The sequence below is a fragment of the Alkalihalobacillus pseudalcaliphilus genome (genome assembly GCF_028610675.1).
Classification (GTDB): domain Bacteria; phylum Bacillota; class Bacilli; order Bacillales; family Bacillaceae_D; genus Alkalihalobacillus; species Alkalihalobacillus pseudalcaliphilus.
Genome location: NZ_JAQQWS010000002.1, coordinates 193,445 through 205,658 on the forward strand (window position 1 = coordinate 193,445; position 12,214 = coordinate 205,658).

Genomic DNA, 12,214 nt, shown 5'->3' on the forward strand with positions numbered 1-12,214 from the left:
CACTTCGCGATTAACTCGATTCATGATTTCGGCAGCGACAATCTATGATCCAAACGTAAGTATGAGCAGTAACTATCCGTTCAAAGGAGAACATAAATGGAAACCTGGATGATTCAACTCATGGAAGATCTCGGATATATCGGCATTCTCATTTTAATTGCTGTCGAAAATCTATTTCCACCTATACCGTCTGAAATTATCTTATCATTCGGTGGTTTTATGACTACCCAATCAGACATGACCCTAACAGGCGTTATCACTTTTGCCACAATAGGCTCATTGATTGGCGCCGTGATTTTATACTGGATTGGTTCTTTTTTAGGGGTGGAACGACTAGAAAAACTCATCGACCGTTACGGACACTTCATTCGTTTAAAGAGAAACGACTTATATCGTGCCAATGATTGGTTCACACGCTTTGGACCTTGGGCTGTTTTCTTCTGTCGACTAGTCCCTTTACTCCGTAGTATCATATCGATACCAGCAGGAATGGCTAAAATGAACCTTTTACTTTTCATCGTGTTATCGACCGTAGGTTCATTACTTTGGAACACATTGATTGTTATGGTCGGGGCCAAGGTAGGGGAATCATGGGACTCTGCCCTCATTTATTTTGATGCCTATGCCAAAGTCATTTATATCGTGCTTGCCTCGCTTATTATATTTGTCGTGATTCTCTTTATCTTAAAACGTTTTAGAAGAAAGTAAGCTAAAATGAACGTACAGCTTCACTCTTTAATTGTGGCTTTTTATGAAGATAGATCATTTTCTAAAGAACTGTGCACCACACCAATAAAAATAATAAACTAGCCTATTGATGGCTAGTTTATTGTTGTTACGAACACTACTGCTCACTTCACACTTAAAGAGGCAGACTATCAGGTATCGTATTGATTAAAATAACATAGATAAGGAGATTCATTGGCAAAATGATAAAAATCAATCGAACTCCTAATGAAGATATCCCTAAAAACTCAGCAATTCCTCCGCAAACCCCTGCAATCGTTCTATCTGTAGAAGACCTTATTAATTTCTTAGCCAATTCATAACCCTAACTTTCATTTTCATAAATCTTTATTCAATATTAAAAAAGCAAAACCCTCGTTCTTCTTAACTTTCACGTTAAAACATTGCGGTTCCTAGTGAAAAGTAAAGCGAGTAAAACCGCACAAACTCCAGCAGTTAATTTACCAATAATCATTGCCATAACCATTTCCTGATTGACACTGGCTACAAATCCTAAGTGACCACCAAATACAAAAGCTCCACTCACAGCAAACGCGATGTTCACAACCTTACCTCGTTCATCCATTTCTTTTAATAAAACGAGCATAGGAATGATATGAGCCAAGGAAGCAATTAATCCAGCCGTAGATTTATCATTTAAGTGAATAATCGCTCCCATTCCCTTGAGTGGTTTCGCCAATACTTTTGTTAAAACAGCAACGAACGGAAATGCACCCGCTAAGACAATAGCAATCAATCCAACCGTTTGAATTCCAGCCTCTAATGGTGCTAGACCGGGAATCATCACAAATCCAGTTAGTGTTTCAAAAGATATCGCGACTAAACCAATAATAGCCACAACTTTAATCGCAGTGCCAAAATAATGAAACAGCTTGATCATATGCTTCATAAAAAAGAGTAAGCCCGCCATAATGAACAGCGAAATGAGAACAGGGATAACTAAGTTTCTTGCCATCATACTCCAATCAAATCCGGCTACTATCCCTCCAATAAATGAACCAATTGGAATTGTGCAGAGACCAATCAGAATTCCCTTTGCAAAAAATTGGTAATCTTGCTTCTCGATCATTCCTAATGCTACCGGAATCGAAAAAGCAATGGTAGGTCCAAGCATTGTGCCAAGAAATACCCAAGCAAATAATCCGGCATCCTCTGATTTGGCCATCTCCTCAGCTAATGCATATCCCCCCATATCAAGAGCTAATATCGTATTGGCAAAAGTCGCGGGGTCAGCCCCAATAAATACATACAATGGACTTACAATTGGAACTAAAAAGTTAGCTATGACAGGGGCTAATGAGACAATACCTACAATCACTAACGCTAGTGGCCCCATCGCCACAAATCCATCTCTAAATCTCTCCCCTAAACCGAACTTATTACCCAAAATATGGTCCAAAGCACCTATAACAAGAAAAAAAGCTAATACATATATGATCATTTCATTTATACTCATCATTAATTCCTCAAAAACTTTCTAAAATAAATATACGTTATGATGTTCCTGTATCAGAATTATCGACTAACACGTTTGTTAATTTTTATAACTCCCTGCCTTGAATTACTCTGTTTCAAAGATCACTTCGCCCGTTAAACTCGTATCATAATTGCCTAACGATTGAATTTCTTTAATAAAATCGGGGTTCGTAACGATTTTCTGAATTTGTTGGAGAAGTACTTCATTTTCCAACGTTTTTCTAATGACGATATCATATCTCTCTTTGATTAAAGGAATAAATTCAAGATCCACAAGCTTAGCCACTTTTTCAATGCCGACCCCAACATCTGCTTTACCGGCTGCAATAGCGGAAGCAACCGCTAAATGACTAGATTCAACATGATGGTAACCATGTACTTGACTAGGTTGGATGTGATAAAGCTTCAGCTGTTCCTCTAGTAAAATTCTTGCCCCTGAGCCCACTTCCCGATTAATAAATCTAATGTTATTCCCCTGTAAATCTGTCCAGTTTTGAAGGTGTAAAGGATTGCTTTTACTTACCATCAAACCTGCATTTCTAGATAAAAGGTTGAGCACCATATAAGAGTGCCCTACTAAAATTCGATTCACATAAGGTAGGTTATACGTTCCTGTCTCGGCGTCAAACATATGTAAGCTAACGATGTCACATTCATCTTTATACATACTAATTAACCCATTTAGACTACCTTCATTTGATCGTAACGAGACGAAGGAGCCGAGCTTATCGAGTTGTTTACCTAACATATCTAAAACGAGATCTTGTCCACTGATGACAACTCTTCGTTTTGTTTGAGTTTGGTTTTGTACATGCATTTGTTGATTTGATTCTTTTTGAGGTAGATGATTATTCGACTGTTTTCCATTTATAAATAGCTGTAAGTCTTTTGCTTGGATACGCATCTGCCTACCCACCTTAAAGGATGGTAACGTTCCTTTTTTTAGTAAGTCATATACCGTTAGTTTTGATACCTTTAAAAGATTTGCAACTTCTTCTACTGTATAAGAAATATCTTGTTCCATCTTCAATCATCCTCCTCTCTATATTTTAATCATAAAAGACAGAAGAGCAAACTATGATTTTAAACTGCTTCTAGCTTTTTCATTATAATTAGTTATAATAGATTATGATTAGTTATATCCAGTTATAAGTGGTTCGATTTAGGAGGAAGAAATGAAAAAGTTATTATCTATTATCTATTTATGTACATTATTACTATTTGCTTGTTCAACAGAAGAACCAGATACATCGTCTGAACAAGAAGACGCTGATTCAAGCGGCGTTGAATTAACAATCTCCGCAGCAGCAAGCTTAAGCGATGCTCTGACTGAGATTCAAGCGAGTTTTGAGGAAGAATATCCACATATACAGTTACTATTTAATTTTGGGAGCTCAGGGACTTTGCAACAGCAAATCTCACAAGGTGCACCAGCAGACTTATTCTTTTCTGCAGCAGAGGATAAATTCCATGATTTAATTGAAGAAGGTTTAATTAATGAAGAGAATGGGATTGATCTTGTTGGCAATTCCATCGTTTTAGTCACACCGACTGAATATCCAAATAAAATGGAGGGATTTTCTGATTTAACAAAAGCGGAAAGCATTTCAATTGGTACACCAGAGTCTGTTCCAGCTGGGAAATATGCAAAGGAATCACTTGAAAATCTCAATATTTGGTCTACTATAAAAGATAAGGTCGTTTTCGCTAAGGACGTGAGACAGGTGTTAACATATGTAGAAACAGGCAATGTAGAGGCTGGGATTGTGTATCATACCGATGCTCTTATTTCTGATAAAGTAAATATTGTAGAGCTAGCTGATTCCGATACACATGCACCCGTCATTTACCCTGTAGGGGTTATTAATACAAGTACAAACTCAGATGAGGCATTTATTTTCTATGAGTATTTACAAACGGACGCAGCTCTAGAAATTTTAGAAAGCTACGGATTTTCGAATCTGCTGAATTAATATGACGGATTTTTGGACACCTGTTCAGCTTTCTTTAACTGTTGCCTCCTTAGCTCTCATAATCGTCCTTATTGTTGGTACTTTGGTTGCAAAATGGATGGCTCATCGTTCATTTAAAGGTAAATCACTGATTGACACATTGCTTTTACTACCATTAGTATTACCGCCTTCAGTGGTTGGCTTCTTGCTCATTATCGTGTTCGGTCGACATTCATTCGTTGGACAATTGATTGAAACGATAAGCGGGCAGCCAATCATATTTACAACTACAGCCGCTATTATTGCCGCTACAGTGGTTGCTTTTCCACTCATGTATCAATCCGCGGTAGCTGGCTTTGAGACGATTAATCGTGATATTGAAAACGCTGCTCGTGTCGATGGTGCGAATGAATTTAAAGTGTTTTCGTTTATTACGTTGCCATTAGCGGCTAAAGCGATTATTTCTGGTGGTATCTTAAGTTTTGCACGTGCTCTTGGTGAGTTTGGAGCTACGTTAATGTTTGCTGGTAATCTTCCTGGACGTACCCAAACGATTCCAACTGCTATTTATGTAGCGATGGACAGCGGCAATATGACTCTTGCCTGGCAATGGGTGATCGTCATATTATTGATATCCTTTGGCATGTTGATGATGGTGAATTTATTGAGGAGACGATATTAATTAGAAAAAGGAGATAATTGTTGATGTTTCAAAAGAAAGGCAATACTGTAAATGGAATCGCTGAAATTTTGTTAGCTGGACAGTCTCTTTCTTTTAAATTAACGGAAAGTGAGACTCGGGCCTTAATAGAAGACTTAGAATCTGTTGATTATGATTTTAAGAAATTGAGTGCTATCAAGACATATCACCCAGATGGACAATTAAAGTCTATAATTAATCCTTTACATATTGCAAGGATTTGGATGACTTGAGAAACTAAAGGTTAATAGAACTCTGTGGTTAATTGAACCAACCCCTTTTAGATATTGAGAGGGGTTGGTTTTTGTATGAAAGTTATCTAAACCTCATGGGCGGATCCACCGCTACCGAAAAACATACTTCGCTGGTTACCGGCTTCATTCTCAAGCTCTAAAACACTCTTACAACATCCACATTGATTGAAGAGCCACCAATCAAAAGGCAAAATTATTCTTTCATGCTTATTGGGATGAGTTGCTATCTTGTTGCTTAGTTTTTGCCTTCACGAAGCTTACTGATATTCGCATGGACTGCTTGCATAACAGCGTTGCGGAATCCATGTTCTTCTAAGGCACCTACTGATTGAATCGTGGTACCTCCTGGGGAACATACATCATCTTTTAACTTCCCTGGATGCTCTCCTGTTTCAACTACCATTTTGGCAGCACCTAATACGGCCTGCGCCGTCACAGCATATGCCTTTTCACGTGTCATTCCGTACATGACTGCCGCATCTGCTAAGGCTTCAATATACATATATACGAAAGCTGGTGAAGAGCCTGCTACTGCACTTGCTGTATCCATGATTCTCTCATCAATGACTTCTGCTTTGCCAAAGCTTTCAAAAATAGCGATAATATCCCGCTTATCCTCTTCCGTTAAATATGAATTAAAACTGATGGTCGACATTCCTTCTCTGACAAGTACAGGTGTATTAGGCATAGCTTTCACCATTTTCACTTCATACCCAAAACGCTCCATATTTTCAGTAAGAGACTGTCCTCCTGCAATTAACACAACGATCGTTTCAGTATTAAGCTCATCCTTTATTTCCTCTATGACATGCGGATATTGATCAGGGGTAACCGCTAAAAAGACGATATCTGAATGTTGCACGAGCTCTATGTTCGTTTCTGCAATATGTATCCCATACTTTTCGTGTACGTCAACAAGCTTTGTAATCGTACGATTAGAAGCGTAAATTTTGGAAGGACTAATTAATTTTGATTCTACCATCCCACCAATCATTGCCTTTGCCATCTTTCCACAGCCTAAAAATCCAATTCTACGATTCATCCTAACATTCCTTTCTTCGTTCCAGTCTATTCATTGTAATATACCCCTTTAAAGAGCTCAATTAACTTTAAAGAAAGTGGAGGTATTAAGTCTACTCTGTAGAATTAACTATATACTATATTTGATTAGGGGGTCATTATTATGAAGCAACAGTCCTTATCTACTTTTCAATGTGAAGTGATATCTAAATCTTTTAACTTTGTTGGTATGAATGTAACAGCACCGTTTCCTAGTAAGTTCCCTGATGCTGCGATTAATCTACATCAGCAATTTGAAAAGCGTATGCATGAAATTTCAAAGCCAATTAACCGAAACGTTTTATGCAGTCCGCATATGTGTAATGAAATTATCGCCACCTATTTTGCTTGTTTAGAGGTCGTAGAAGCTAGCGATGTTCCTGCGGATATGGTTCATTTTGAATTACCTGAAACCCGTTATGCGAAAGTAAGTTGCTCAAACCTAACCATAGATGAAGGCTATGATACTATCTTTAAATGGATGGAAGAAAAAGAAATGAAGCAAAAATACTTTTTCTACTCAATGCCAGTAGAACTTTACTATCTAGATGATAATTCAGAGGAATTTATGGTAGAAATCTTAATTCCTATTGTTGATTAATGAAAGAAAAGATACCAAGGTATAAGCCTTGGCATCTTTTCTTTATTAAGCATTCACTTTTTGCTTGTCCTTTTTAATTTGCTTACTGCGCAGCTGACCACATGCGGCATCAATGTCTGTACCATGCTCTAAACGAACACCACAGTTAATCCCTTTTTTCTTCAACGTATCAAAAAATACACGAATATCATCATTCGTACTACGTTGATACTGACCATGTTCGTCAACCGGGTTATAAGGAATTAAGTTGACATATGTTAACTTACGACGCGAACTACCAATCAATTCAGCAAGCTCTAACGCATGCTCCTTTTGGTCGTTCACACCTTGTAATAGAATATATTCGAATGTAATACGGCGATTCGATTTTTCTAAATAATAATCAACCGCATCCATTAATTTAGCTAACGGGAAGGCCTTATTTACCTTCATAATTTGTGTTCTTAAATCATTGTTTGGTGCATGTAAGGAAATGGCTAAGTTTACCTGTAGTTTTAAATCAGCAAATTCGTAAATCTTTGGTACAATACCACTCGTAGAAACTGTGATATGGCGCGCACCAATTGCCAAACCTTTTTGATCCTTCACAATCTCGAGGAAGTCAACCATGTTTTTAAAGTTATCAAATGGCTCCCCAATTCCCATTACAACAATGTGACTAACACGCTCATCTTGGCCACGTTCATCTAAATGGAATTGAACCTTCATAATTTGCTCAACAACTTCTCCACTCGACAAGTCGCGACTTTTGCGCAACAAACCACTCGCACAGAAGCTGCAACCGATATTACAGCCGACTTGTGTTGTCACACAAACAGACAAACCATATTTATGCTTCATTAATACCGTCTCAATTAAGTTACCGTCTGCAAGCTTTAAAAGGAATTTTATTGTGCCATCCTTCGATTCTTGCTTTAAATGGACATGCATCGTTTCAAAAGAGAAGTTCTCTTCTAGAAGATCCAGACAGTCTTTATTCACATTCGTCATTTGCGAAAAATCACTAACACGCTTACGATACAGCCAGTCCCACACTTGTTGAGCTCTAAACTTCTTATGCCCACGCTCTAATAACCATTCAGTTAACTGTTCAATCGTCAATCCATAAATGGACTCTTTTACCATAATAAAACCCTCCGCTACCACCTCAAAATGGACCTCATTCTAGTCATAGGCTCGCCAATCATCTAACCTTTCAAACCTAGAACAAAGGATTTACTTTTCTACATTTCGATAAATGGTCAAATTTAGTTGCCCCAACGCTTGTTATAACAAATCGTTAGGAAATTGGCATGATTGTATAAGAACAAAACATCCATACATCTCTTGATCTTTTACTACCTCATACATATTATCACGATAATAACGTAAGTCAACCATGTGTTTCGAATTCAGATTGATTGAAAGTAAAACCGTACCTTTAACTGTGTCAGCACTTCGAAAGTTCCCCCAAAAATTCGCTTGCTCATATCAACTTGCAGATAAAAGGAGTGTTATGTATGAAAGTTCGCTAACGATGATAGTTTATCCCTTCGGATATCGCTACGGGAATGGGGGGCACGCTTTCCGCAGGCGGGCGCTGAGCTAACTTGCTTTCTCAAGTGGATCTCAGCCTGCCCTTTCCTCCTGCAGGAGTCGGCCCCCCATTCCCTCCGCTCGGGTTGGTGCAGGCTTCTTTATTCGTACACTTCTCATACAAAACAATTGAATGAAATGTAAGAAAAGCTAACCAAGAAGCAAAGGCATATGAACAAAATGCCACCAGTTAAAGACGAACGCCACTTTCATGTTAGTTGATGGCGAAGTGAACAAGCTTCGCCATGGGCTTTTTGTATGAAAGTTGCTAACGCTGGAATGCGGTATTCTACTTGCCGCTACCGAAAATCATGCTCCGCTTAGGTACTGCTCATTCTCAAGTACAAATAACAGATTTACAACATTTAATAGATTGATAAGAACAAAAAACAGAGTAAACGAATAGGCAACAAAGCAAGAAACATAGGCAAATTAAACAAAACCCCCAACAATCAAGGGACCAAAAACAAAGATAAAAGTGAGATTGCACTTACTAGTGATTTTTCGTTCAATTTGCTTTTCCCTTTATTCATTTAATCTATCTTTGCTTTTTGACTGGTGGCTCTTCATTCAATAGCGTTTTTGAGAATTTTCACACTTTTCCGTAACTCCGCCGCTTTTTGGATATTGCTCGCAAGAGCTTACCCAAAAAGATTCAGCGCACCGCATAAACAGCCACCACCAACAAAAAAGAGAAAATAGTAACCCATCATCAGGATTAGTATCTAAAATCCAAGTGTTTTTGGACCGTTAGCCAAGCTCGCTTGGCTACTTCACGCCACTGTGTGAAGTTTTGAAAATAGAAAGCACCATTCAGATGAATGAATTCATCTGAATGGTGCTTTCTATTTTCAAAAACGGACCAAAAACAAAGAGCAAAATGTCATGTTATCTCGAAAATGAGCATGACTCACTGAACTTTCATACAAAAAAACAGCCCCTGAAACTAAAGGCTGCTTTATTATTTTCTATAGATTATCGAAGAACAACCTCACAACATCTGCTCCGCCGACAAAAGTACCTAAAGCACTACCAATATTCGCTAACACAACAATTAACAAGATCCTCGTTACGTTATTGCGCCAAAAACCTTTAGCAGAATGGACATCTTTTGAAAGGTTCTCAAAATCCCTAACACTCGGACGTTTAAAATAGGCTTGAACTAAACCAGCAACTAAACCAGCTGAAATAAATGGATTTAAGGAACTAAAAGGTGCCACGATAAATGCAGATAAAATAGCTAACGGGTGTCCAAATGCTATAGCCGTTCCAATCGCTGCAAACGAGCCATTCCACAATATCCAGCTTAGCGTTTGTTGCATACCAGCAGCCGGATTGGAGAAGAAAGTAAAAGCAATGATTCCAATAATTAAAATAGGAATAAGCCACCCAACCACCTTTGGCCATTTTGCCTTCGGAGGTCTTTCATTAAGCTCCTTCATGTTCTGCTTTTTATGTATTTCCTCTGTAATCCCAGGCACATGAGCTGCTCCTAACACTGCAACGACCTTCTCACCTGGTGCTGTCTTGATGTGCTCGGCTAAATATTGATCACGTTCATCAATTAATGGCTTTTTTAAACGAGGAAAACTTTCTGTTAAATCTTGGAGCATCGCATTTAACATATCTTGAGACTTCATCTTTTCCATTTCTTCCTCAGTCAACGTTTCCTTACTAAAAATAGACCCCATAATTTGATAAAGTAAATCAGCTTTACCCCTAAACCCAATTTGATGCCAAATTCGTGCAAAAGTAACTTGAATATTACGGTCTGCCAGAACTAGATCTGCTCCCACCTCTTTAGCTGACTCAATCCCTTGAATCATCTCTTGACCAGGCTTTACACCAAACTGTTCGGCCATTCTATTTTGGAAAGAGGAGATCGCTAGGTTCATTAATAATAAAGTTGCTTTTTTTTCTTTAATTACCTTAAAAATGTCCATATCCTTCCACCTATTACCGTCGCGGATGGACTGATATCGCTGTTCATCTAATTCAATACAAACTGAATCCGGTTGCTCAGCTTCTATGATTTCCTTCACTTGCACTGCACTACGTTTTGAGACATGAGCTGTTCCAATTAAAATAATTTCTTTTCCGTCAACCTCAAGCCTCGTTATATTCTCTTCTGACATTAGTTCTCCTGCCTTCTCCGAGTATTTCTTTCTATTATACATCTTTTCATTTCCATTGTATCTTCTCAACCTACGAATCAAGAGAAGATAAGCTGAATTCCTATATTTCACACATTTATGAGAACGAAGCCTCCCCGTCGACTTTTATCATCTGACCCCTAGTAAATTAAATTATTTAAACCTTTGCATTGTTCCCATTTCGCTGTATACTTTATTTAACTAACGAATATAAGCATTTTATTTTATTATTCTTACTATTGTACAAGTATATTTATAATAAGGAGGTTCAATGAGAGATGGAGATACACATAGGGAAAAAATTGAAAAACATAAGAAACTATTTACACATGACACAGCAAGATTTGGCTAAAGGCATTTGTACACAATCAATGATTAGTTTAATTGAAAAAGATACGGAGATTTACCCATCCGCTCATCTTCTGTACCTACTTAGCAAAAGACTAGGTGTATCTATTGAATATTTTTTCTCAGACGAAGAACTTTATAATAAAAGTTATGTTCAAGAAGTTTGTGACCAACTAACAGAGTTAATCCAAGAAAAGAAATATGAAAAAGCTTATGAAATGATACAGTTTGAGAAAAAAAATCCTGATTTTAAAAATCGCCAAGACCTTAAACAACTCCTCTTGTGGCGAGAAGCTATCTGTATTAATTATTTATTTAATAACAAAACAGAGGCATTGGAATTATTGGACGAAGCTATGAAGTTATCCGATACAAGTGACAAAAATTATTCGTTAATCGACCTCGATATTTTGACAAGTAAGGCGATTATTTTAAGTGAGTTAGAACTACTCCAAGAATCTTACCAACTATACAATCGACTAATCGAATACACGAAAAAACTACCTGCACAACCAAATAAATCCACAACTGTCATCAATATTTATTATAATGGGGCGAGGGTTGCCAACCTCTTAGAATATCCTCACCAGGCTTTGTCATTATGTGAGGAAGGTATTCAATCTTGTTTACGTGCAAATAGCTCCTATTTATTAGGCTATCTCTTCTATTTAAAAGCAGAAATCCTCTCGACAATCGGACCAAACAAAACAGACGAAATCAAAAAATACTACCAAAAAGCCATCAATCTATTTGATTGCATTGATGACTTTTCTAATAAAGATACAAGCATAAATCAACTTAAAAAGTTCCAAGCTAAATTCCAACCTTCTTAAACTGCAACCAAAAAATGGCACCTACTCCTAAAGATAGGTGCCATTTTTTATATAAATTCCCTCTAAAATCTTACATTACCACAAAAAACTTACTAAACAGCCACCAACAAAAAAACAAAGTAGTGGCGACAGCTTAAACAGTTGGCACTCCATACAACTCCATCACCATCAGGAGTCTGCACGACCAAAAAGGGAGCAGTGCCCTGCGAAGGTCATTTATCGCAAGATGGATGACCAGCTAACTTCAAGGCACAAACTATCATCCCTAAGTACACTTTCATACAAAACCGATATGGCTAAGCCCAATGCACTTCGCCACCAACAAAGATGAGAGTGGCGTTTACCTTCAACAGGTGGCATTTTGTTCATTATCCTTTGCTTCTTGGTTTATTAGCTTTTATTACTTTTTATTCAATTGATTTGTATGAGAAGTGAATGAACCAAGAAGCCTGCACCAACCCGAGCGGAGGGAATGGGGAGGCCGACTCCTGCAGGAGGAGAGGGCAGGCTGAGATC

Annotated in this window: 12 protein-coding genes; 6 read left to right on the plus strand and 6 right to left on the minus strand. The window is 37.8% G+C overall.

All coding sequences use genetic code 11. From position 1 onward, the window contains the following. Positions 1 to 96 precede the first annotated feature (96 nt). On the plus strand, positions 97 to 708 hold the full coding sequence (locus PQ479_RS07630) for a DedA family protein (protein ID WP_047986801.1): 612 nt from the start codon (positions 97 to 99) through the stop codon (positions 706 to 708). A 154-nt stretch (positions 709 to 862) separates the two neighbouring features. Here the strand turns inward: PQ479_RS07630 and PQ479_RS07635 are convergent, their stop codons facing one another. The 3 genes from PQ479_RS07635 to PQ479_RS07645 form a co-directional block, all read right to left on the minus strand. Then, the gene (locus PQ479_RS07635; protein WP_083991122.1) at positions 863 to 1,042 is read right to left on the minus strand and encodes a PspC domain-containing protein; all 180 of its coding nucleotides are present in this window, start codon (positions 1,040 to 1,042) and stop codon (positions 863 to 865) included. A 75-nt stretch (positions 1,043 to 1,117) separates the two neighbouring features. Beyond that, a complete protein-coding gene (eutH, locus tag PQ479_RS07640; protein WP_047986800.1) occupies positions 1,118 to 2,203 on the minus strand; it encodes an ethanolamine utilization protein EutH in 1,086 nt (361 codons plus the stop codon). Positions 2,204 to 2,308: 105 nt separating this feature from the next. Beyond that, entirely contained in the window at positions 2,309 to 3,247 is a 939-nt protein-coding gene (locus PQ479_RS07645; protein ID WP_047986799.1) for a helix-turn-helix transcriptional regulator, read from the minus strand. Between the two features lie 151 nt (positions 3,248 to 3,398). Between PQ479_RS07645 and modA the strand changes: the two genes are divergently transcribed. Genes modA through PQ479_RS07660 form a run of 3 tightly spaced genes read left to right on the plus strand, consistent with a single transcriptional unit; the run spans position 3,399 to position 5,108 of the window. Beyond that, complete coding sequence (gene modA / locus PQ479_RS07650) at positions 3,399 to 4,196, plus strand: molybdate ABC transporter substrate-binding protein (protein WP_047986798.1); 798 nt, start codon at positions 3,399 to 3,401, stop codon at positions 4,194 to 4,196. A 1-nt stretch (position 4,197) separates the two neighbouring features. After that, positions 4,198 to 4,857 carry a molybdate ABC transporter permease subunit gene (modB, locus tag PQ479_RS07655; RefSeq protein WP_047986797.1) on the plus strand — a complete coding sequence of 220 codons (660 nt, stop codon included), beginning with the start codon at positions 4,198 to 4,200 and terminating at the stop codon, positions 4,855 to 4,857. A 23-nt stretch (positions 4,858 to 4,880) separates the two neighbouring features. Then, positions 4,881 to 5,108: a hypothetical protein gene (locus PQ479_RS07660; protein WP_047986796.1), complete on the plus strand. Its 228-nt coding sequence runs from the start codon at positions 4,881 to 4,883 to the stop codon at positions 5,106 to 5,108. A 256-nt stretch (positions 5,109 to 5,364) separates the two neighbouring features. On the opposite strand, the gene proC is transcribed toward PQ479_RS07660, so the two are convergent. Next, the gene (gene proC / locus PQ479_RS07665; RefSeq protein ID WP_047986795.1) at positions 5,365 to 6,171 is read right to left on the minus strand and encodes a pyrroline-5-carboxylate reductase; all 807 of its coding nucleotides are present in this window, start codon (positions 6,169 to 6,171) and stop codon (positions 5,365 to 5,367) included. Between the two features lie 141 nt (positions 6,172 to 6,312). Here proC and PQ479_RS07670 point away from each other — a divergent pair, with 141 nt between their 5' ends. Continuing rightward, positions 6,313 to 6,789 carry a GyrI-like domain-containing protein gene (locus tag PQ479_RS07670; RefSeq protein ID WP_047986794.1) on the plus strand — a complete coding sequence of 159 codons (477 nt, stop codon included), beginning with the start codon at positions 6,313 to 6,315 and terminating at the stop codon, positions 6,787 to 6,789. A 45-nt stretch (positions 6,790 to 6,834) separates the two neighbouring features. Here PQ479_RS07670 and rlmN read toward each other — a convergent pair whose 3' ends face one another. Further along, entirely contained in the window at positions 6,835 to 7,914 is a 1,080-nt protein-coding gene (gene rlmN, locus PQ479_RS07675; RefSeq protein ID WP_047986793.1) for a dual-specificity RNA methyltransferase RlmN, read from the minus strand. Positions 7,915 to 9,332: 1,418 nt separating this feature from the next. After that, on the minus strand, positions 9,333 to 10,499 hold the full coding sequence (locus PQ479_RS07680) for a TraB/GumN family protein (RefSeq protein ID WP_047986792.1): 1,167 nt from the start codon (positions 10,497 to 10,499) through the stop codon (positions 9,333 to 9,335). A 296-nt stretch (positions 10,500 to 10,795) separates the two neighbouring features. Here PQ479_RS07680 and PQ479_RS07685 point away from each other — a divergent pair, with 296 nt between their 5' ends. Then, complete coding sequence (locus tag PQ479_RS07685; protein WP_047986791.1) at positions 10,796 to 11,698, plus strand: helix-turn-helix domain-containing protein; 903 nt, start codon at positions 10,796 to 10,798, stop codon at positions 11,696 to 11,698. The last annotated feature ends 516 nt before the right edge of the window (positions 11,699 to 12,214 follow it).

Excerpts from the sequence above, each read along its gene's own strand:
- PQ479_RS07630 (WP_047986801.1), top strand. The coding sequence starts at position 97 with ATGGAAACCTGGATGATTCAACTCATGGAAGATCTCGGATATATCGGC.
- eutH (WP_047986800.1), bottom strand. The coding sequence starts at position 2,203 with ATGAGTATAAATGAAATGATCATATATGTATTAGCTTTTTTTCTTGTT.
- PQ479_RS07645 (WP_047986799.1), bottom strand. The coding sequence starts at position 3,247 with ATGGAACAAGATATTTCTTATACAGTAGAAGAAGTTGCAAATCTTTTA.
- modA (WP_047986798.1), top strand. The coding sequence starts at position 3,399 with ATGAAAAAGTTATTATCTATTATCTATTTATGTACATTATTACTATTT.
- modB (WP_047986797.1), top strand. The coding sequence starts at position 4,198 with ATGACGGATTTTTGGACACCTGTTCAGCTTTCTTTAACTGTTGCCTCC.
- PQ479_RS07660 (WP_047986796.1), top strand. The coding sequence starts at position 4,881 with ATGTTTCAAAAGAAAGGCAATACTGTAAATGGAATCGCTGAAATTTTG.
- proC (WP_047986795.1), bottom strand. The coding sequence starts at position 6,171 with ATGAATCGTAGAATTGGATTTTTAGGCTGTGGAAAGATGGCAAAGGCA.
- PQ479_RS07670 (WP_047986794.1), top strand. The coding sequence starts at position 6,313 with ATGAAGCAACAGTCCTTATCTACTTTTCAATGTGAAGTGATATCTAAA.
- rlmN (WP_047986793.1), bottom strand. The coding sequence starts at position 7,914 with ATGGTAAAAGAGTCCATTTATGGATTGACGATTGAACAGTTAACTGAA.
- PQ479_RS07680 (WP_047986792.1), bottom strand. The coding sequence starts at position 10,499 with ATGTCAGAAGAGAATATAACGAGGCTTGAGGTTGACGGAAAAGAAATT.
- PQ479_RS07685 (WP_047986791.1), top strand. The coding sequence starts at position 10,796 with ATGGAGATACACATAGGGAAAAAATTGAAAAACATAAGAAACTATTTA.